Genomic DNA, 23051 nt, shown 5'->3' with positions numbered 1-23051 from the left:
GCAATGTCAGGCATTCTCTTTCATCTGATTGTCTGCCTTGTAATCTTTACATCGCGATATGTAAAGTTCAAAACGCGTTATATCGGCAAACCCGCTCTAGTCTTACACTTATCTTATAACAACGAGATCGTTTTATAGGAGGAAGAGAAGTGTCAAGAGAACGAACGAACCGTAGTCTTGCAGGAGACGCGATGGGGCAATTTTCCTTAAACATCAGCACGGGACTTGTGGGTATGATGATGTATTACTATACGGATATTGTCGGCGTTTCGGCCGCAATTGTTGGAACGATTCTGATGTTTACCAAGCTTCTGGATGCATTCGCAGATGTTGGAATGGGCATATTGATTGATCGCACGAAGTCAAGGCATGGCCAGGCGAAGCCGTGGCTGTTGTGGATGATCCTACCGATGCTTGCTTCAATCTTTCTGCTCTTTAGTGTGCCTGATTTAAGCTCCGGGGTAAAGGTAACTTATGCCGTAATCACAAACTTGCTCTTTTTTATTTGTGTGTATACTCCGACCTCTATTCCGTACAACAGCCTTATGGCTTTAACCACACGCAGCCAGCAGGATCGGGCGTTGATGGGGGTTTACCGGGCGGGCTTTGGTTATCTGGCAGGTATGGCTGTGGCGATTGGCTTTGTTCCGATTGTAAATGCTATGGGAGGAGGGCGTCTGCAGTGGACGCTTCTTGCTTCCATTTATGGACTGATGGCCGCCGTGGGTATCTACATCGCCTTCCGTTCCACCAAGGAAAAATACAATACAAGCCATTTGAAAGAACTCGGTGAAATCAAAAAATCATATTCGCTTTGGTCAGGGCTAAGGCTGCTTGTGACGAACAAGTATTGGGTAATCGTTGTAGCCGTAGGCTTACTCGCTAATATCTTATTCGCCTCTTCCACAACGTCCGGTATGTACTATGCCAAATACATTTGGGGCAACGTAAATCTAGTAAGCATCATGGGGGCGATCGGATTTATTCCAGTTGTTGTTATCTTCCTAGGCTCAGGACCAGTCATGAAACGAATTGGCAAACGAAATACGGCAATAATCGGGCTCGTTATTGGTATTGCGGGAGCACTGCTTCGCCTGCTGGATGTAGAGAGCATATCTCTGGGTCTTGTTGGTTCAATTCTGCAATCCTTCGGTATGATTCCACTCATGATTGTGATTATGCCGCTGTTGACAGATACCATTGAGTATGGGGAATGGAAACATGGACAGCGAATTGTAGGGCTTACCAATAGCGTCAGCAGCTTTGGACAGAAGATTGGTACAGCAATCGGCACCGCGTTAATCGGCTGGATGCTGGCATGGGGGAATTACAAGGAAGGTGCTGCTGAACAGGGAGAGGCGGCTATGCAGATGATAATTGGCTTTAATATCTATATTCCTATTATCGTCTACATTCTCATAGCGTTTCTACTATTTAATTTCTCTTTAGAGAAGCAATATGTCCAGATTTTAAACGATTTGGAGAATCGAAGAAATCATAAGTTGTAAGATCTATTAGTCGAACCTGAAGCGGACTTTAAATTAAAGGAGAGATTTATTCGTGAAACGAGACATTAAGCAATTGGTGGAGCAACTAACGCTGGAAGAAAAGGCCGGATTATGCTCAGGAGATTCCTTCTGGACAACAAAAGGCATAGACAGGCTGTCGATTCCCTCTATTACATTGACAGACGGTCCGCATGGCGTACGCAAGCAGAAGGGGCCATCTGATCATCTTGGATTGAATGAAAGCGTTCCTGCAACCTGCTTTCCGTCTGCTGCTGGACTGGCAAGCTCATGGAACCGCGAGCTTGTGCAGCGCGTTGGGGAAGCGCTGGGCAAAGAAAGCCAGGCCGAGGATGTAGCTATTTTGCTAGGACCTGGAGCCAATATCAAACGTTCACCGCTTTGCGGCCGTAATTTTGAATATTTTTCCGAAGATCCCTATTTGACTGGAGAAATGGCAGCTGCACATATCGCAGGTGTACAAAGCCAAGGAGTAGGCACTTCGTTGAAACATTTTGCCGTCAACAATCAAGAACATCGCCGTATGACGACTGATGCTGTTGTCGATGAACGGACGCTTCGCGAGATTTATTTGACTGGTTTTGAGATTGCAGTCAAGAAGTCGCAGCCATGGACCGTCATGTCTGCTTATAATCGGCTCAACGGTGAATATTGTTCGGAAAACGCGAGCTTGCTGACATCTATTTTGAAAGAGGAATGGGGACATCTCGGCATTGTAGTATCCGATTGGGGAGCTGTCAACGAAGCGGTCGCTAGCGTTGCCGCTGGCATGGAGCTGGAGATGCCGGCTAGCCACGGTGTCGGACAGCAAAAAATTGTTGATGCTGTCCTTTCCGGAAAGCTTAATGTCACTGTGTTGGACGAATCGGTTGAACGCTTGCTTACGGTTATATTCAAGGCAGCAGACAATCGTCAATTCGGCGCTGAATATGATCAAGCGGCACATCACACGCTGGCGCGGGAAACGGCCAGAGAAACGATGGTTTTGCTGAAAAATGAGGATGCAATTCTGCCTTTGGAAAAAAATGAAAAAATAGCTGTAATTGGAGCAATGGCTGATAAGGTACGCTATCAAGGCGGCGGAAGCTCACATATTAAGCCAACACGCTTAGATCATGCTTATCAGGAAATCGTTAAGCTTGCAGGCGATGCGGCCACTGTTGTCTATGCTCAAGGCTATGATCTGGAATTGGATGACATTAATGAAGAATTGATTGATGAAGCAAAACGTCAAGCGGCTTCCTCTACTATCGCATTGTTATTCGTAGGCTTGCCTGACCGATATGAATCGGAGGGCTATGACCGCAGTCATCTAGACTTGCCGCTTAATCAACAGCGATTGATTGCGGAGATTGCTCAGGTTCAGCCCAATATTGTCGTTGTGCTTAGCAACGGTGCGCCTGTTGTCATGCCGTGGCTGCCACAGGCCAAAGCGGTGCTTGAGGGCTATTTGGGCGGACAAGCGGCGGGCGGAGCCATAGCTGATCTCTTGTTTGGCGAAGCCAATCCGAGCGGCAAGCTGGCTGAAACGTTCCCTGCCAGCCTCAGACATAACCCTTCATACCTCAATTTTCCCGGTGAGGGCGATCGTGTGGAATACCGAGAGGGATTGTTTGTTGGATACCGTTATTATGATGCCAAAGATATTAAACCATTGTTCCCATTTGGTTACGGACTTAGCTATACAACCTTTGACTACTCTGGATTGCATGTAAGCCATGCACAAATTACTGATCTAGAAATGATTGATGTAACGGTAACGATCAAGAATACGGGGGAACGCCGAGGTCAGGAAATTGTTCAGTTGTATGTTAAGGATGAGGAGTCCAGCATGATTCGGCCAGAGAAAGAGCTTAAGGGTTTCGCGAAGGTTACGCTTGAGCCAGGCGAAGAGCAGACGATCTGTTTCTCCCTAAATAAGCGAAGCTTTGCCAGTTACAACCCGTCTCTCGGGGATTGGGAAGCAGAAACCGGAGATTATCGTATTCTTGTAGGTAAATCATCGCGCGATATTCAGCTTGAAGCTTCGGTACATGTCGTTTCAACGCTTGAAAGGGTGCCGGTATACCATCGTAATTCCACGCTTGGAGAGCTAATGGCTAATCCCAAGACTGCGCCTATCCTGCAGTATTTGCAAAGTATGGCGCCTCAGTCCGGCCCCTCAGATGCGGTATCTTCTGATATGATGCTCGCGGCCATGCGTTATATGCCGCTGCGTGCTCTGCTTCCATTTACAGGAGGGGCGATGACAGAAGACACTTTAAGCCAGCTGCTGGAGCAGTTCAACGCTGCAGTGAAGCAGGAGATCTGAAGGACGTAAGGGCTCGGCTGCGCTGCTGATAAGCGCAGCGGGCCCTTCACTCTAAAATAAGGGTGATTTTTTTTATTCCATATAGGCTTAATTCTATTGGATGATAAGGAGTGGTGTTAAGGGAAGATTCATTGGGCGAGTTTGTTGATTAATGGCCGATTTTTCAAATGTGGAGGGATAAATATGCTCTATATTACTGACGTTCAATGTGATTATTTATTAAATCCAATTGGTATGGATAATAAAACTCCTATCTTTGGTTGGAAAATTTATTCGGACAGGCATAATACTTACCAAAAAGCTTATCAAATTGTCGTTCATCAAGGGACTGAGATGATCTGGGATAGCGGAAGGATTGAAAGTGGGCGAGCATTTGCGATTCTGTACGAGGGGGATTCCCTTATCTCCAGAACAGAATACCGTTACCGAATCCAGATTTGGGACGATGCTAATAACCAAGCTGAATCGGAAGAAAATACTTTTGAAACTGCTTTTCTTCATGAAGAAGATTGGACCGCCTCATTCGTGGAACCCGAGCCATTAGAAATACTAGAGCATAACCCTTATATCACTGCAGAAGAAATATGGTATGAATTCGTAGGCAAGATCGTGAGAGGTGAACAACCCGATTACGTCGATTTAGATGTGGTTATGGCAAGCCTCCCTCTACAGCCTTATCATCCAGCCGTAATGATTCGAAAAGAGTTTGGCATTTCAAAAAAAATAAAAAAAGCAAGAATATATATGACCACACATGGCGTTTACGACATTCAAGTGAATGGCAGAGCCATTACGGATGCTCTTCTCGCGCCTGAATATACCTCTTACGATAAACTTCTAAAATACCAAACGTATGATGTTACTAACCATGTCATTCATGGAGAAAATGCTTTAGGCGTGACCATAGCGGACGGTTGGTATAAAAGTAAATTAGCGACCGGTCGAGGCAACGATTATGGGGATACGCTCGGTTTGTTGTTGCAATTGGAAATTACTTTTGAGGATGGCTCGTTTGAAACAATCAACACCGACGAAACTTTCAAATTTTCGTATGATGGGCCTTATCGGTACGCAGATTTATTTACCGGTGTGAAATATGATGCGAGGCTGGAAAAGGACGGGTATTCCATTGCAAGCTTTGATGATTCAGCATGGGCAAACGTTCAGGTGAAGGATTTTGATAAAAAGCGATTGTTTGCGCAACCCAACACGCCGATTCGAGCGTTTGCCGTGATTGATGCGAAAAGCATACTGACAACACCAAATGGAGACAAGGTCATCGACTTTGGCCAGAATATGGCTGGTTATATCAGGGCGAAAATCACAGGGTTCGAGGGAATGGAGGTTGCGTTTGAACACGGGGAAACGTTAGACGAAAACGGGAATTTCTTCTATCCGTTCCCGGATGACCACCGAAAACAAACCGACATTTATATATGTTCCAGCACGGGTACAGAAGTTTTTGAACCGAAATTCACTTACCATGGATTTCGATATGTCCGAGTCAAAGGATATGTCGGCGAGCTGAATAAAGATCAATTTCAAGCGATTGCCATTAGCTCCGATAATGAAATTACTGGCAGCTTTCATTGCTCCAATGAAAAGTTAAACCAGCTTCAGTCCAATATATATTGGAGCCAACGCTCCAACATGGTCGGAATCCCTACCGATTGCCCAACCCGAGAGAAGGCGGGGTGGACGGGGGACGTACTCATTTACGCTAAAACAGCTCTCTATAACCAGAATCTGATTGGTTTCTTTGATTCATGGATACGAAATCTTAAAGCGGATCAGCTACCAGATGGCCAAGTGCTTAATATCGTTCCAAAACTTAGAAGCTACATGCATATGCACTTTTCAGGCTCGATCGGGTGGGGGGATGTCATCGTGACGTTGCCCTGGGATTTGTACCAATGTTACGGTGATCCCACAATATTGTCCAAGCATTTCGACGCGATGGAACAATGGATGAAGCACTTGGAGAAGACGGCATCTGAACTTCCTCCTGAAGCTGCAGCTATGGAGGGGAGAAAGTTAGAGAATCAGAAATACATGATCAATACTGGATTTCATTTAGGAGATTGGCTAGCGCCAAGCATTGTCAACGAAGCGGGTTTTGCGGACGGTCCGAAGTCTGCTTATTTGACGAAAGATTTAGTGAGTACATCGCTTTATGCAAACAGTGCGGAAATTTTTAGCTATATCTGTTTGACACTCGGCTATGCCGAAAAAGCTAATGAATACCAATGTATTGCAAAAAGAATTCGACAAGCCTATGAAGAGGAATATGTTGAGGAAGACGGAACGTTGAAAAATTCTTATCAAGGGAACTATGTGCTGGCCTTACAGATGAAAATGGTGTCAGATGCCCAAAGGCCGTTACTCGCCGCAAGGCTCGTCGAGCTTATTCGTTTGAATGGTAACTGCTTGGATACAGGTTTCATGTCTGTTCCATATCTCCTTGACGTTTTGTATGACAACGGTCATAAAGAAGTCGCATACGAACTTCTTTATCAGAATCGGTATCCGTCTTGGCTCTATGAAATTGAAAATGGAGCCACGACAATGTGGGAGTCATGGGATGCGATTCGACAAGACGGAAAAGTGGGAGAAGGTTCATTTAATCATTATGCCTTCGGTTGCGTCGGAGATTTTATTTATCGCAGAGTTCTTGGAATAGAGCAGACGGGCATAACTTTCGATCAAATCGTGATCAAACCCGATTTTTCATGTGGGCTTGATTATGCAATGGGCTCTTATGAGAGCGTTCATGGCACTATTCGCGTGGAATGGAAACAAGATGAAGCGCTGCAAGAAGTTAAGCTTCACATTCCGGTAAATACGAAAGCAACATTGCTATTAGATCATTCAGAACCTATATACCTCGGTAGCGGGGAATATAAATTTACGTATAGTCGGAATTTGGTGCGATAACGTTTAAAGTTCACATCGAGACCTTATCTTATTTCTGGCCTGCTGCTGAAGCAGGTCAATTCTTTATCATTGGAGGCGATACATGTGTTTTTTGATGAAAATTGTAAACTGGGTCATCTTTTGAACAACCCAGCGGCGACTACCATATTGGAGAAGTATTTGCCGGGCATCTCGGCCACTCCCGCGGTCTTCCTAATTCATGCCTACACGCTCAAAGAATTAGAAGGCTTCCAACAAGCTAATCTGTCCCCAGATAAAGTTAAAGCCATCGCAGCTGATTTGGCCGCAATCAAGGCATAAGTGAGAAAAAGGAGAGTCTCAGTATAATGATGAACCCGATACAATTACGATGTAATTTCTTAGATGATCCAATCGGTATAGATGATCCGAATCCATGCTTCTCTTGGCAATTCAATATTAAAGAAAGCTGCTGGGGTGAAAAACAAACGGCATTTCATATTCAAATGGCGGAAAGTGAGATTGACTTACAAGCAGGACGTTTATTTTGGGATTCGAATAAAATAGTAACTGATCAATCTGCACATAATCTTTATCAAGGTCCCGAACTTCAAAGCCGTCAACGAATCTACTGGAGAGTGAAAATTTGGGATCAGACGGGAATGGAAAGTTATTGGAGTTACACATCGTTTTTTGAAATGGGCTTATTAAACCAGCAGAAGGATTGGCAGGCCGAATGGATTAATCCAGAATTGGAGACGAAGGAAAATGAACGCTACCCTGCATCTTTTTTACGAAAGATATTCACTGTGGAGCAAGGTTTTACTAAAGCTCGCTTGTACATTACAGCATGCGGTGTTTATGAAGGTTGGCTTAACGGAAAGCGAATAGGAAATCAAATACTTGCTCCAGGAGCAACTAATTATTCTGAACGGCTGCAATACCAAACTTATGATGTGACACATGTAATTGAGAATGGTGACAATGCCATAGGTGTTATTTTAGGCGATGGATGGTTTCGGGGGAGAAACGGTATTAAAGGGACCACCAATGTTTTTGGAAGCCAACTTCAATTATTTGCACAACTTGAAATGGAATATGAATCAGGTGAAATAAAAACAATCATTACAAATGATACATGGAGAGCGACAAATGAAGGACCGATCCTCTTTAACGACCTTCAAGATGGAGAAATCTATGATGCTCGAAAAGAATTAACGGATTGGTCCAAGCCTTTATTCGATGATCGTTCTTGGCACTCTCCTAAATTGGGAGATTGGAAACCCCAGTTACTCGTTGCTTCCAATAGTGTTCCTATTGTAGAGAGAGAGCAATTTACACCTAAAATGATGAAAACCCCGGATGGCAACACCGTGTTGGACTTTGGGCAAAATATGACTGGTTATGTTCAATTTTCTGTGAAAGGCCCTCACGGGCACCAAATAAGTCTATTGCACGGGGAAACATTGGACGAAAACGGGAATTTCACATTAAAAAACTTAAGTCATCAGCGCCCGGATCATAAAGATTTAGAACAGAAAATTTGCTATACCTTAAATGGTAAAGGCAGAGAATCGTACAAACCCCGGTTTACGGTTCATGGATTTCAGTATGTATTATTGCAAAACTGGCCGGAAGAGGTACATCCCAACCATTTTACTGCAATAGCCGTTTATTCCGATCTTGTGGAAACAGGTGATTTCCATTGTTCTAATGATTTAGTGAATCAACTGGTTCACAATACAAAATGGAGTCAAAAAGGAAACTTCGTTGATATCCCTACAGACTGTCCGCAACGCGAAAGAGCAGGCTGGACAGGCGATATTCAAGTTTTTATGCATACAGGAAGTTTGTTGATGGAGACATACCCTTTTATGTCTAAATGGTTAAAAGACGTAGCTGCACAACAAAGAGAAGATGGCATGATTTACAATATTACACCGAGAATTTATCCCAAAGCTGAAGAAAACAATCAAGAAAATCTGACCATAGAAGGTTCTGCCGGATGGGGAGATGCGATTGTCATTGTCCCGTGGACATTATGGAAGATGTATGGCAACAAACGAATTTTACATGAAAATTGGAATGCAATGAAAAAATGGGTGGATTACCAAGCAGAAAATGCTAAAGAAACCCATTGGGTAAGGGAATTTGATGAAAATCCTTTTCGCGAATATACATGGGATACCAAATTTCATTGGGGGGAGTGGGCGGAGCCCGATAGAAAGGGATCACTAGCATTATTTGTGAATCTTGTTTTTTCTGATCCTGAAGTTGCGACCGCCTATTACGCCTATTCCAGCCGTTTGTTGGCAGAATGCGCGGAAGCTCTGGATAAACATGATGAGGCTAAGTATTATCGAGAACTGTCCATCCTTGCAACCAAAGCCTATGTTTATAATTTTACTAATGATGGCGAAGTTCATTCGAAGAGACAGGCTCATTTGGTTCGACCATTAGCCCTAGGCCTGCTGCCGGAGGATAAACGACAATTGGCGGCTGATCAGCTTGCGCAATTGGTCCGAGAAAACGATTTTCATATCGGGACAGGTTTCCTATCCACACCATATATATGTCGGATCTTAACCAAATATGGGCATAACGATATTGCCTATCAATTACTATTGCAAACGACACCACCAAGTTGGTTATATGCAGTCACCAAAGGAGCAACAACGATTTGGGAGCATTGGGAAAGTATCGGTCAAGATAATGTTCCCCAAGATGCATCCCTGAACCACTACTCTTTTGGCGCGGTGGTTGGTTGGCTATTTCAATGTGTAGCAGGAATTAATTTCCTCGACCGAAGGCAGGCTGAAAATCAATTTCTACTAGCTCCAAAGCCGAATAAACGGCTCAACTATGCAAAAGCAAGCTATCGAAGCGCATTTGGCGTTATAAAAAGCGAGTGGTTCATGAAAGCGGACCATATTGAATTTTACTTTGAAGTTCCCGCTAATACGCAAGCCAAAATAATATTGCCTTGTCAAGATGATCAATTAAAAATCTTATGCGGAGAAGCTGGGATTGAAAAAGTTGAATTGGAAATGGGCTTGGTATGCCTTCATGTGATGTCTGGTCACTATCAGTTTGCTTGTTTACAAAATGATGCTGTTGGTAGTTATGAAGAGATTAGCGAAAAAACGTAAGAGCCCCAATTTGCGTTTCATGGCTATTTGCGAAGGAGATTGGCACATTTTAATATGATATATGATGCAATGAGACCGCCACTTCATGATCCAGTGAGGGACGGTCTTCTTGTTATGCCATGAACGGGATTCGTCCCGATAAAGCGCGGATAATACCAAAATGCCGCACTTATTCCATTAACCTGCTGCTTGGCAAGTGCTATAGTTTGTGAGGAAAGATAGACCAAGCAGGGGAGGAAATACAATTGAACAGTTGGAATAAGCCGCTTGCCAAGCGGGTGTACACCATGATGCTGGCTGTCCTTGTCATGATGGCAGGATTGCCCACATTATCCGTTCAGGCAGCAGAAGAGGTTGCCAATGCCCGTTTTATTGTAGAATCGTACCAATCAGTAAGTATGGATAAGGAAATGACTTACCGCATTTATTTGCCGGAGGGGTATGCGGATAATGAGCAGCGTTACCCGGTTGTCTATTTGCTGCACCAAGAGGACAGCTCTAGCCAGCAGTTCGCCGATGCGGCTGTAGACAAGAAGCTGGATGAGTGGATGGCCCAAGGGCTGATGCAGAAAATGATCGTCGTTATGCCGGATACAAGCGGAGACAGCTGGTTCGTTAACCGGACAGACGCTCCTTGGGAGGATATGCTTGTAAGCGATCTCATTTCGCATGTCGACGACACTTACAGAACGATTCCGCTGGCAAAATTTCGAGGCATCAGCGGTGTTTCGATGGGCGGCTATGGCGCTTTTGTGCTTGGCCTCAAGCACCCCGAGCTGTTCAGCTCGATTGGCAGCCACATGGGGGCGCTCGACAGGAAGGTAGAGGGACTGCAGCCGCTAGAGACGATTAAAGCGATGAGCGCAGCGGACCAGAAGGCTTATAAATACTATTTGGATGGCGGAACGGAAGATCCGAGTACGTATGCGGACGGTTCTACCAATGATATCCATGCCTATTTTCGCGGGGCGAAGGTCGCTCATGAGTACCAAATGAGACCGGGCGGCCATACGGCAGATTACTATCTAAATTATTTGGATCGTTCGTTTATGATGCACAGCAACAATTTCGGAAGCAGCCTAGTGAAAGGAAGCTTCACGGCTGCGCCGCAGGCCATTAACGTAGGCCAGCAGACGGTAAAGGTTGATTTTACAGTCAATCTGGACCGAGCTAGCGCCGCAAATTATGTACTGAATCAAACGACCAGCAGCAATTTTCATTTGAATACCCTTGTCCAGGTCACCGATGTAAGCGGAGTGGCGCTGTATAGTGACTCTGTTGATCTCGGCGATGTGATCACGGGATCTGCGCAGGGCAGCTTTACGGGAAGCTTTACGATTCCGGTAACAGCTCTTGGCCAGGATAAAAGCTATAATGTCACACTTAGCGCACGTTTGCTAGGGATGACTTATGCGCTTGGAAGCAAACCTCTTATTCAGGTAACACCAATGGGGAGTGCGGCTGAGGATGTTCAAATTGACCTGCTTGGCGATTGGTTCTTCACGAAGGACACCTTCCCTAGCAGCACGGTGAATGGCTTGACTCCTAATCTTCAGAACGGAGACTGGCGCACGGTACAGCCCGGCTTGGACTGGTGGACAGATGGCTTCGGAGGCTACAGCGGTCTCAATAATTATTACGGCGCCGCTTGGTATTACAGGGAGTTTACAGTACCGGCTGATTTCCCGGATCAGGATTTAACTTTGCTTGCGGGCAAAATTGACGACGCTGACCAAACCTATATTAATGGCCAGCTAGTTGGCAAAACAGGCTTTAACGATAATGGAGAGTATACAAGCTCATTCTGGGCAGCCTCCAGATCATACAGCGTACCTTCAGGCCTCCTGAAACGAGGCGAGACCAATACAATTTCGGTTCGTTTGTACAATCAGAACGGAGGCGGCGGCTGGTATTCCGGGCCCATTGGCATTTACACGAAAGCAGCGCTTCAAAAAGTGAATAAGCTTCCTTCTAAAGTGCCTAGCGAAAGCGTTGTTGCCGACGTCAAAGCGCTGGCTGTGAAGCAACTGAATGCCATTAGCAGCCAAGAGATGCAGGCGTATCGAAATACGCTGTCGGCTGGCTATTTCGAGAAGGGGTATGACAAGCTGCAGCGCATCGATCAAATGGCCGGGCTTGTTAAGGGATATACAGATGTGAAAGCGCAGGTTGAAGGGGCCTATGTATTTGAGCTTGACGGCAAATATTTGTACACCGCAAACGTGACGCTTACAGGAAAGAATGTTCAGGATGAGACGGTGACCATTAAACAATCGGTTGTCTCACAGTATTACAAGTATGAGAATGGCGCAGTGAAGGAAACCGGCGATCAAAAGCTGTTCTATGTCACGGAGTTTTTCTCCGAGAGCGCTAATCGCATGGTCAAATACCGTGTGTATTTACCGCCTAGCTATCTGGAGCAGCCAAGCAAACGTTATCCGTCCGTATATCTGCTCCACCAGTTCAATAGCGACAGCGAGTCGTTTGAAATTGACAAGATTGATCAAATTTTGGACAAAGGCATACAGCAAGGTTCGATAAAGGATATGATCGTTGTCATTCCGGATTCCAGCGGTACCAGCTTCTGGGTTAATGGCGCCGGAGCGAATGGCGTGAAATGGCAGGATATGGTGACCAAGGATTTGGTGCCGCTTGTAGATACCCAATATCGCACGATTGATGATGCCCGTTACAGAGGGACTTCGGGAGTTTCGATGGGCGGTTTCGGCGCTTTCGTCATCGGATTCCAGTACCCGGACCAGTTCTCGAGTGTAGCCAGCCATATGGGTGCGTTAAGCATGACGAATACAGGCCAATTCCCTGTAAAAATCGTAACGGATTATCCCGTGGAAGCATTGAAGAGCTATTCGATTTATTTTGACTCAGGCAATCTGGATGTGTACAGCTTCGACCTTCCGGTCAACACGCTGCATAAATATTTGATGAATGCTGGAGTGCCGCATTACGCTGAGGTGCGAGACGGTGCGCATGACAGCGCATTTTATACCAAATCGATTGACCTGTCCTTTGCCCAGCATAGCACTCATTTCCGTTCGGCGAACGTGGGCAATGACGTATTGAGCGGCAAAGTCAAGGTGGAGGCTGTTGGAGAAACAACGGAGCTGACCTATGAATTGCTCAGCACCGAAGCGCTTGCAGTTTATGCAAACGACATTCCAACCTCTGTCTATGTAAAGGATCAGCATCCGGTATTGAAGCTTCCGGTTACGGTGGACTTCTACAACAAGACTAGCGGGGAGAAGCTTTATAGCTATCAAACGGAGGAATCAACGAAGGGAGCCCAGGGCTTCACTGGCACATTTATTGTACCGCAAGCTATGACAGCAGGGACATATGAGGCTGTTCTGACATCGGCTGTCCTGGATCGCAGCTTCGAGCTTAGCAGAATGACGTATACCGTTTCTTCTGGCGATGGCGGACCTGTTACCGAAAACCCTAGCAACGGAGGCGTAGTTACGCCGCCGGCGAATGAGTCGAATGTTGGCGTCGTGGGCATTGCCGATATCCAGAAGGCATTGGCAGCGCAAACGGGGCTTGAGCTAAAAGCTGGGGATAACAGCAAGCTGGAGATCCCTTATGAAACGCTGAAGCAGCTAAGCGAATCAGTAGGCTTGGAGCAGCTGAAGGAGCTGGCTTGGAAAGTTGACCAGTTGTCCCAGGCTGATCAGTCTGCATGGTTGAAGCAGGCCAAATCGCAGTGGAATGGACAATGGGCATCCGCAGGCAAACTCGTGGATTTCCAGCTAACCGCCGTTATGAAGAATGGAACAGCACGTCCATTAAACGTACCGTTCACGAAGGCTGTACGAGTAAGCCTGAAGGCAGACGCTAATGCCGATTATGAGCTAACTGGCTTATACCACTTGACTTCAGATAATAAGCTGGCGTTTATTGGCGGCACTTATGATGCTGCAAGCGGCATGATTCAGGCCGATCTGGAGCATTTCAGCGCATACGGAGTACTTGCATTCACAAAAGTATTTAAAGATGTTCAGGATAACCACTGGGCTCATCGGGCCATTGAGGTATTGTCAGCTCAGCATGTAGTAGTTGGCACGAGCGATGAGCAATATTCACCGAATCGTCAGATTACACGTGCGGAATTTGCAGCACTGCTGGTTCGTTCTCTTGGTTTGGACGAGAATGGAACGGAGCTTCCATTCAAGGACGTATCGTCGGACAGCTGGTATTATGCACCGGTTGCGGCAGCATTCCATTCCGGTCTTGTTCGCGGGATGAGCGAGCAGTCATTTGCTCCGCATAACACGATTACTCGAGAGGAAATGGCTGTGATGCTCTATCGTGCTTATCAATGGAAGACGAAGCATGAACCGTCCCAAACGGATAAGCTAGGCAGCTTTAGCGATGAGTCGCAGATTCATAGCTGGGCACGCCAAGCCTTGAATGAGGTTGTTGAACTTGGTCTGATCAAAGGGACAAGCGATACAACGCTGGCCCCGCTCAGCCAAGCGACTCGCGCAGAGGCGGCTCAGATGGTTTACAATTTGACTCAAGCCTTACGTTAAGCAAAGCAAAAGATTAGGAAGTTATGAAAAGGCGCCCCAAAAGCCATTGGCTCTTGGGGCACCTTTTTTTTAATAGCTAGAACGGTTAGGATTTGTTCTTTACATACTCGACCCATTGCACATGGTTCAAAGATATTTAAAGTGCTGTGCTTGATGAAAGGTTGGAAGATTCGGATAAACAGGGCGTTTGTCATGAGTTCCTGACATGAGCTCCTGACATGGTAAGAACCTCCTCTTGGCCTTACATTTCCTTAGACACCGGAGGGCGGCAAAAAGCCACATGCGAAATGAAAAAAATATGAAAGAAAAATGGGGTTTCATGTGTCTAATAGATATAAGGAGGAGGGAAGTAAATGATTTTGGGTTCAGAAGGAGAAGAATATTTAGATATGAAAAGGATTATAGCGGAATATGGAAACTCTTTGCTTCGCATGTGCTTTCTATATCTTAAAGATATTCGCTTAGCAGAAGATGCCGTTCAGGATACGTTAATTAAAGTTTATAAAAGCTATTCGCAATTCAAAGGCCATGCTAATGAAAAAACATGGATTATGAAAATAGCGATCAATGTTTGTAAAAACTATCAGCAGTATCAATAAATTAATAACCATAAGCGGCACACCGATCTTTCAATTTTTACAGCCAATCGAGCTGACTTCGGAAGACAATGGAATTAAAATGGAAGTCATTGCAGCAATGAATGATGATAAAACGTTGATTGTTTATTTGACCATGAGGGACTTAACGGGTGAGCGTATCGATAAAACAATGGATCTGTACAATTATTCGATTAACGGTGCAACTATGTTTACTCATGAGCTGGTTCATTATGACGAGTCCACAAATACGGCAACCATAAGAATGATTGCTAATGGCGGCAATAAGTTGAACGGGAAAAAAGTTACGGTTCGCGTTAGTTCATTTTTAAGTGATAAACAATATTTTAAGGATATGGAAACACAAGTTGTTTTAGCGGATGTCATTAACTATTCTCCTAGAGTGATTTCGCTAAACATGAGAAATATCCCTGGAGGCAGTGGTGACTTATTCCCTGAATTAGAAGAGAAGGGCATCATTAATATTTTGAACGTCGACGAGAAAAGCATTGAAATACCAAATATTGATTTTGTGAAAATAACGAATATCGGCTATGTGGATGGGAGACTTCATATTCAAACAAAATGGAATGACACGAGGGATGATCACGGTTTTCTATATCTCTTGAACGCTGGAGGAGATCGAATAGAGTCGAGTAGTGTTGCATTTGGAATCGATGAGCAGGGAAGCACAGCCTATGGCCGAGAATATCTAGAATATATCTATGATATAGAGCCACAGGAAGTTTCAAACTATTCTTTGTATGGTTCTTTTGTAAAAAACAATAACTATACAGAAGGAAAATGGGCAACTACGTTTAAGATTGAAGCAGTGGATAAATCAAAGAGAGTGATCAGGGATGTTGAATTGGGCAATAGTAAGCTCGATGAAATCACGATTCAGCCATTAGGGATAGAGATTAGAGGGAATATAAAGGACTCGGATCGATTTGATATCGAAGCAACAATGGATGATGGGACTAAAATAACTTACAATCATGCGGTAATAGGTGAAACAAACGGGGAAACGTATATCAAATACTTCCCGACTTCGCCAACTAAAATTGAAAATATAAAAGAGCTTCGTATCAATGGGTTACTGGTCGAGTTGTAGAGTTGAAGCGCCACGAAAAGACTACAAATCGTACTGGAAGCTTTCTTCTTATGCCGTTGAAATGGGGATTTATCCAATTTTTCTCAACGCCCCCGCAACCTTTTGTGGATCATGAGCGTCTTGATTATACAACTGTATAATAGGGAGGGTTGATTGGTGGAAAATAGACTGAAACGACTGCCGGATGCAGAATTGGAAATCATGCTGGTGATCTGGAGGAATGGCCAATTAGTCAGTTCTTCCTACATTTTGGACCAACTGCGGGATAAACGAAAATGGTCATTGCCTAGCCTTATGACCGTGCTTGCGCGATTGATTGATAAGGGCTTTCTCTATTGCGAGAAAGAAGGACGATATAACAGATATTGTTCCGCTGTATCGGAAAGCGAATATAAGGAGAGCGAAGGCAAGTCTACATTAATAAAGCTGTTCGGCAATTCAGTTCAAGACATGGTTATGTCCCTTTATAATGGAAAAGCGATTAATAAAACCGATCTTTCTGAGCTTCGGGAGTTAATTGATAAAGTGGAAAAGGAGGAAACGTGATGCTTACAAGCCTATTTATAGACTATCTGACGATTTCGGTTACAACTAGTCTGCTCATTTTAAGCTTGCTTCTCTTGACTCCCTTGCTGCGTAAACACTATACGGCAAAATGGACTTACTGGATATGGATGATTATGGCTATCCGGTTGCTATTGCCATTCAATTTGTCATTTGAAAATATAGGGATAAAGGTCCAGTTACCCGATAACTCAGTTATGAATAAAGCCATTCAAGGCATCTCGCAAGCAAACACACGAGTTGAACAGCCTATCGCCGCACTACCTGTTCAGGCAGCCATCGAACCGGTCACGCAGGCCTCTTTGCTTTTTTTCATCCTAATCTTGATCTGGCTTATTGGGAGTGCATTGTTTTTCAGTTACCATGCAGCGGGGTACTATTCGTTCCGGAAGCAAGCGCTTTGTTGGAGCAGGCCCATAGAGAGCAGCCAAGTTGCCTCTCGGATTAATAGCATTATGATTGCAATGGACGTACCTTCGGCTATAGCTGTAGTCACCAGCGAAAAAGTTCCAAACCCGATGCTTGTTGGTTTCAGAAAACCGATGTTGTTTTTGCCGCATGAGCAATATTCCGACGAGGAACTGGAATTCATTATCAAACATGAAATAGTTCATTATAAGCATCGTGACATGCTGTATAAGCTGCTGCTCTTGACGGTGAATGCTTTGCATTGGTTTAATCCGTTTGTATGGCTGTTAGTACGGGAAGCAAATCGGGAGATTGAATTGTATTGTGACGATACGGTTGTCAGCAAACAAAGCCTGGCTTATCGCAAACGATATTGCGAAGCTATTTTATCGGCAATACAGAAGCCGAGCTCTCGCTTTTTGGTGCTATCCACGAGCTTTTTGGGAGGAAAACATACGATGAAACAAAGGTTCACGTCTATCCTAAGTATGAAGAAAAGAAGAAACGGCATCCCCCTTTTCTGTACGGTTATCCTTATACTTGGCGTGTTGGCTGCTTGTTCAACCGTCTCCAACGGTAGCGACGCAGTTTTGAAACCCGGTACGATTTATTCCAGCTTAAACGGCAAACAAGTTGATTCGCATGATGTAATTGAAAGCTATGAAGCACAGAAGAAAATTGCTGATGCGCCCGGCGCAACTACAGAGGATGAGCAGAGGTTGAAGGAGTTGGCGACTAAAGCTGCCGATTTGGAAGCAGAATTAAACCCAAAAAGTGCCCTTGAACAATTTGATGAAGCTTTTGCAGCGTACAAAGACATGTTTGCTATCGAAACCGCACATTACGCAGACCAACAAGATTCAAATGACCCTGCGGTTCAAAGGGTATTATATGAACTGGAACAAAAGGGCAAGTTGATCGCTCAATTTGATGAAGCTAAATGGAGCAAAGTGGAAAATAGTGAATTGCTGCTTGAAAGGTTCAATGAAGAAAAGTATAAATTGAATCAAGAGCTTATTTTAAGAAGGAAATCTAAGAACTCAGAAGGGCAAAGCTAAACAAGTTTTTTGGTTACTGTTTGAGGGACGAGGAAAAGTAAATCGTTAGCGCGCTGCAGATGTGGCTTATATAGTGGACGAGGCACCTTGGGCATTGCTCGAATCCGGCTATAACTTTAAGCTTTGGTCGGGAAAGAATATTGCAGTTGTAACGATGATATGATGTTTTAAGTCCCTTGAAATTTATGTTTCAATTGTTCGAGAAATAGCGTGCAATGCCAAGAGAGCCGTGCGTCAGCATGACTCTCCGAGTAATAGACCGCCTTTAAAGGCGGTCTATTTGTTTTTGCGTAAAATGCCTACTTCTTCATGTTAATCTGAAACACATCTCCGGATTCTCCACCCAAAACAATCAAGGATCAAGGACCGAATCATCTTAATCGATAAGCTGTGTCACGAGTTTTCTCCGGTATCTAAATCCAAAATATAAGGACTGAAACAAATAAATAGCGCACTTATAAGATGAAAAGGAATCGCTTACAATTAATTTGTCATCCAAGGTAGACAGTGTTTCAAAAGGGAGGGGAAAGCATCAAAAGTGTCTTGAAAAGCATGGAGCCTTATTTCAATTGGCCTTAACCAAAATCTAATGAGATGGCAGGTGCGCGAATGAGCTATGCGGTCACCAAAAAAAGGAAAAAAGTAATTTCAACGCTGATGGCTGGTGTGTTGTCGGTGGGACTGTTAGTACAAGTTATGCCTCCGACGGCTCTTGCCGCCGATACAGGTAGCGGAATTACGTTTAAGGCACAAACCGGTGGCATTTTTAACGGAATGCCGATTTTTGATGGCATTCCTAGTCACTTGGACGCTTTCGTTGATGCGTATTACGATTACATTGGGTTAGAAGGTGCTGCGCTATACGCAACTGGCATCCGAGACAACTATACGTTTGTTATGAACAACGCGGATAACAACGGGAATTTGGGCAGGACGATTCCTGGGGGATTGGCCGCAGCGGATAATGTGATGGGCGTATCCACAGACTTCCCAGCAGCGGTCGGCTTGGGCCAAACGTGGAACAAGGAGCTAAATACCCAGATTGGACAAGTCATGGGTAGTGAGAAGATCAGTCAGTTGAACGTCAAGCAAGGGACGGCTAACATTCATAACGGCAGCAATACCTCTCGTTCAATCGCCTTTACCGCCATTTCGGACGTGCGTGTCAACCCGCTCAACGGACGAACGCCGGAAGGGTACGGCGAGGATCCATACTTATCAGCTACTTTAATCGACAACTTGGCGGCTGGTTTGGCAGGAACGAACCAGCAATCAAGTGAGGATGGGTTCTGGCAGCGGGCGGTCGTCGGAACGAAGCACTTCTCCTTATACAATTCGGAATGGTTTAGGCAGACTTCCAGTACGGCTGCTAGTGCCCGCGCGATTTACGAATACCAAATACCTTCAGCGTTTAAGGGACTTGAGTCCGGCTCGGTTGCGGGGGTAATGACTTCGTTTGGACGGACGAACGGCGTGCCTAACATTATTTCGCCTTATATGATTCTCGGCAACACTATAGCAAAGTACGGCATGTATTCTTCGCCGGACTTCAACGGCGAGAACCATCTGTTTAACACTAGCTTCAGCAACGGATATGATTCACAGTATACAGTTGATCGCAAGCATGCACTCGCGTTGATGGTGCTCGCGCATTCGGAATCTGTCCGGGCAAGCGGGACGGACAAGACTGATGTCGTGACGCTCGCGAACGCGGTCAAAGAAGGCTTGTACGACATTAGGCTAGAGGATGTTCAGGAAGCGGGACGTCCGCTCGTGAATCAGCTTGTTCGACTCGGAATCTTTAATGAGCCTGACGGAAACGGCATTCCGACGAATTATCCATTTGCCTCCCAGGCGAAGGATGTCTCGAAGTCGCTTACTGATTTTAACACGCAAGAGCATAAAGAAATCGCGCTTCAGGCGGCTAGAGAGACTGTCGTTTTATTGAAGAACACAGACGAGGCGCTGCCGCTGTCCAAGAATAACAAGGCAGGAATCGTTGGTGTTTACGCGGATATGCGGATGCGTCCCGGCTATGCGGCCAGCACGCCGAACATCGACAACTCCGGCAAGACTCCGCTGTACTCGATCCTGAAGACGATCGGTGCTGATCATGCCAAGTTTACGACGGGCAGCGAGGTCATCGCTCTGAAGTCGGAAGCAAACGGCAAATATCTGACGGCTGGAACAGGTACAGGAGCACAATTAAACGCAAACTATTCAACTTCAGACCATACGTTCAGTACCGCTCAATTGTTTGAATATTACGATTGGGGGCAGAATGCAGCAAGCCTTAAGTCGAAGTCCAACAACCTGTGGGTGACAGCGCCGACTGCGAATAGTTCTGCCGTGGGCAATACGGCTTCGGCTAACTTGACGTTGACGAATTCGAATTGGAGCACGCTGACTTCTCTGGCAACGAACAGCACGGTGCCACCGAAGCTTCGATTTGAGTTAGATGGAGATGGCAAGAATTCGATCGTTTCTGGCGGACTCGCGATTCAGACTGGCTTGTTTAGCGGTCGGCTGCTTACGACCAGCACCGACGGCGCAGTAACGACCGCTTCGGCGGCCATTGGTACGATTGCGAACTTCAATTCCCGTTCGACGAACACCAAGTTTGAGAAGACCGTTGTTCAGGAAGCTGGCAAGGGAATAGACATTGCTGAAATGGCAGACACCCAGGACTACGCTCTCGTATTTGTCGGGGCTCATCCTAGCAATAGTGGTGGCGAAGGAAGCGACCGGGCGGACCTATACCTCGGCAATGACGATTACAAGATCGTCAAGAACGTGGCAGCAGCCTTCAAAGCTAAGAATAAGAAGACCATTGTCGTTCTAATCGCTAGCTCGCCTGTTATTATGGAAGAAATTCAAAATGATCCTAACGTATCCGCGATCGTTACGCAGCCGTACGCAGGAGAATTCGATGCTCAAGGCTTGACGGATGTACTCTTCGGCGACTATGCACCGACAGGCCGTCTCTCGGCTTCCTGGTATGCCGACATGTCGGCTTTGCCTGCCATTGACAAGTACTCAATCCCGGAAGGCAACACGACGGTCACAAATCTTAGCCAGCTTGATCCGCGCTTCGTATCCGACATGTCGAACGCAGATCCGGTAGAAGCAAAGCTGACTTACATGTATACGGATGCAAATGTCACTTATCCGTTCGGACACGGTCTCTCTTACGGAGAGTTCACGTACAAGGATTTCTCCGCTCCGGCGACGGCAGTAAGCGATCAGACCTTTAACGTTTCCGTGGAGTTGACGAACGAGGGCTCAATCACAACCTCTGAAGTCATTCAGCTTTACGCAAGAAAAAATAATTCATCCTATGGCGCAGCGGCTCCGATCAAGAAGTTGATTGCCTATGACAAGGTCTCAATGACGCAAGGCGAACATTCGATTGTGACGTTATCCCTTGATCCGAAGGACCTCGCGATTTGGGATGTCAACCGTGGGGAATATATCGTTGAGGATGGTTCATATACGCTCATGATTGGACGTTCCTCCGAGGATATTCGGGCTGTACGGAACATTACGATATCTGGCAAGTCGCTTGCGTCGCTGAATGCGACCGATCGTTTTAACGTCTTCGACCATTCTTATGATTCAAGTGCAGTAGTATACAGAGAAGCATCCAAAGCACGGACTACTGAGAGCCTGAAATCTGACAAAATCGCTGGAGAATACTACGTTGTCATGTCTAAAAATGCAGGATCCTGGGTTGCGCTCCCTAAAGCTAATTTCTCAAATGCAAAGGAGATTACGGCCAGAGTGGGAAGCGATGGAGCTGGTGGTAACATCACGCTGCGCGCTGGTTCGCCATCTGCCAAGCCTTTTGCGACAATCGTCGTTCCAGTTACCGGCAAGACGACCTACAAGATGCCTAATACAGCGAGCCAGACTGTCAACGAGCTTGGGTATCAGGACGTTATGGCGGATGTAGAAGGCGCACCTGCAGGCGAGCAAATTGTTTATGTGGTATTCGAGGCAGCCAATCTGCGAATCGACTCGCTTCAAGTGACTGCTGCAGACCTAAGTGCCTCCGGTGTGTTGGCCGGACCAACTTCGGTGAATTCAGGAGCTACGCTGGATGTGAAATACGGATTGTCCAATGTTAGCGGGCAGAACGTACTCGCAGAGGATGTAACAGTCGTGTATGATCCGGCTAAATTGGACTTTGTTTCCGTATCCTCCCTGGACGAGAGCAAATATCTCATCGTTGGAGATCAACCCGATGCGGTTAATGGCAAAGTTCGTTTCATATCGGTGCGTTTGGGAGATGCCCGAACCAATCCAAATGGTAATCTTGCAAATCTACAATTTAAGATAAGAAATAACGCTGAAGCAGGCTTCACGAACCTTGCGATTGATAATGTAATAGTCGCTGATGAAGTCGGACAAGAAAGCACGATTGGCGGTTCCACGTACACGGTACAGATTGATGTCATTGATCGGAGTGCTTTGGATAGCTTGATTCACGAGAGCGAGACTCTGTACTCGGCAGCGGTAGAAGGCACTCAGGTCGGCCAATATCCGATCGGATCCAAATTGACCCTGCGAACTGCGATCGATTTGGCGTTGAGTGTATACAACAACGGCCAGGCGACCGCTTCCGAAATTCAACAAGCAGCGTCGGCACTCAATGTCGCTCTGCAAGCCTTTAAGCAGTCTGTAATTACAGCGGTAATTGGGGACAACAACGGAGATAACAAGCTTTCCGTAGGCGATCTGGCTATTGTGGCTAAGGCATATGGCGTGAAATCAACCGATGCCGAATGGAATCTCGTTAAGCAATACGACTACAATACTGACGGCAAAATCGATATCGAGGATCTTGTATGGCTTGCGCTAAAAATTCTCAACCATTGATCTCATAA

General features: G+C 45.6%; 11 protein-coding genes. All 11 read left to right on the top strand.

What is annotated here, in order from left to right:
- Positions 1–149 precede the first annotated feature (149 nt).
- The 11 genes from E0496_RS13965 to E0496_RS13915 all read left to right on the top strand — a co-directional run bounded on the left by E0496_RS13965 (position 150) and on the right by E0496_RS13915 (position 23043).
- Positions 150–1508 carry an MFS transporter gene (locus E0496_RS13965; RefSeq protein WP_141502378.1) on the top strand — a complete coding sequence of 453 codons (1359 nt, stop codon included), beginning with the start codon at positions 150–152 and terminating at the stop codon, positions 1506–1508.
- 52 nt (positions 1509–1560) lie between these two features.
- Positions 1561–3837: a beta-glucosidase gene (locus tag E0496_RS13960; protein ID WP_141502377.1), complete on the top strand. Its 2277-nt coding sequence runs from the start codon at positions 1561–1563 to the stop codon at positions 3835–3837.
- Between the two features lie 183 nt (positions 3838–4020).
- Positions 4021–6771: an alpha-L-rhamnosidase gene (locus tag E0496_RS13955; RefSeq protein WP_141502376.1), complete on the top strand. Its 2751-nt coding sequence runs from the start codon at positions 4021–4023 to the stop codon at positions 6769–6771.
- Between the two features lie 84 nt (positions 6772–6855).
- Positions 6856–7071 (top strand): hypothetical protein, encoded by a 216-nt coding sequence (locus E0496_RS13950; RefSeq protein WP_141502374.1) that lies wholly within the window; start codon positions 6856–6858, stop codon positions 7069–7071.
- A gap of 26 nt (positions 7072–7097) precedes the next feature.
- Complete coding sequence (locus tag E0496_RS13945) at positions 7098–9878, top strand: alpha-L-rhamnosidase (protein ID WP_141502372.1); 2781 nt, start codon at positions 7098–7100, stop codon at positions 9876–9878.
- A 245-nt stretch (positions 9879–10123) separates the two neighbouring features.
- Complete coding sequence (locus E0496_RS13940) at positions 10124–14425, top strand: alpha/beta hydrolase-fold protein (protein WP_141502370.1); 4302 nt, start codon at positions 10124–10126, stop codon at positions 14423–14425.
- 353 nt (positions 14426–14778) lie between these two features.
- Complete coding sequence (locus E0496_RS13935; RefSeq protein WP_141502369.1) at positions 14779–15024, top strand: sigma factor; 246 nt, start codon at positions 14779–14781, stop codon at positions 15022–15024.
- A gap of 79 nt (positions 15025–15103) precedes the next feature.
- Positions 15104–16135 (top strand): DUF4179 domain-containing protein, encoded by a 1032-nt coding sequence (locus tag E0496_RS13930; protein ID WP_141502367.1) that lies wholly within the window; start codon positions 15104–15106, stop codon positions 16133–16135.
- A 156-nt stretch (positions 16136–16291) separates the two neighbouring features.
- The gene (locus E0496_RS13925; RefSeq protein ID WP_141502365.1) at positions 16292–16681 is read left to right on the top strand and encodes a BlaI/MecI/CopY family transcriptional regulator; all 390 of its coding nucleotides are present in this window, start codon (positions 16292–16294) and stop codon (positions 16679–16681) included.
- Positions 16681–18165, top strand: coding sequence for a M56 family metallopeptidase (locus E0496_RS13920; protein ID WP_141502363.1), 1485 nt, complete (start codon positions 16681–16683; stop codon positions 18163–18165). Before E0496_RS13925 ends, E0496_RS13920 begins: the two co-directional genes overlap by 1 nt.
- A 609-nt stretch (positions 18166–18774) precedes the next feature.
- Positions 18775–23043 carry a glycoside hydrolase family 3 C-terminal domain-containing protein gene (locus tag E0496_RS13915; RefSeq protein ID WP_141502361.1) on the top strand — a complete coding sequence of 1423 codons (4269 nt, stop codon included), beginning with the start codon at positions 18775–18777 and terminating at the stop codon, positions 23041–23043.
- Positions 23044–23051: the final 8 nt, after the last annotated feature.

Origin of the sequence: Paenibacillus luteus (assembly GCF_006542765.1) — a bacterium.
Lineage (GTDB): Bacteria > Bacillota > Bacilli > Paenibacillales > Paenibacillaceae > Pristimantibacillus > Pristimantibacillus luteus.
The sequence above is the reverse complement of the archived record's forward strand: the minus strand, read 5'-3'. Positions and strand labels throughout refer to the sequence as shown.

Excerpts from the sequence above, each read along its gene's own strand:
- E0496_RS13955 (WP_141502376.1), top strand. The coding sequence starts at position 4,021 with ATGCTCTATATTACTGACGTTCAATGTGATTATTTATTAAATCCAATT.
- E0496_RS13945 (WP_141502372.1), top strand. The coding sequence starts at position 7,098 with ATGATGAACCCGATACAATTACGATGTAATTTCTTAGATGATCCAATC.
- E0496_RS13935 (WP_141502369.1), top strand. The coding sequence starts at position 14,779 with ATGATTTTGGGTTCAGAAGGAGAAGAATATTTAGATATGAAAAGGATT.
- E0496_RS13930 (WP_141502367.1), top strand. The coding sequence starts at position 15,104 with ATGGAAGTCATTGCAGCAATGAATGATGATAAAACGTTGATTGTTTAT.
- E0496_RS13920 (WP_141502363.1), top strand. The coding sequence starts at position 16,681 with ATGCTTACAAGCCTATTTATAGACTATCTGACGATTTCGGTTACAACT.
- E0496_RS13915 (WP_141502361.1), top strand. The coding sequence starts at position 18,775 with ATGAGCTATGCGGTCACCAAAAAAAGGAAAAAAGTAATTTCAACGCTG.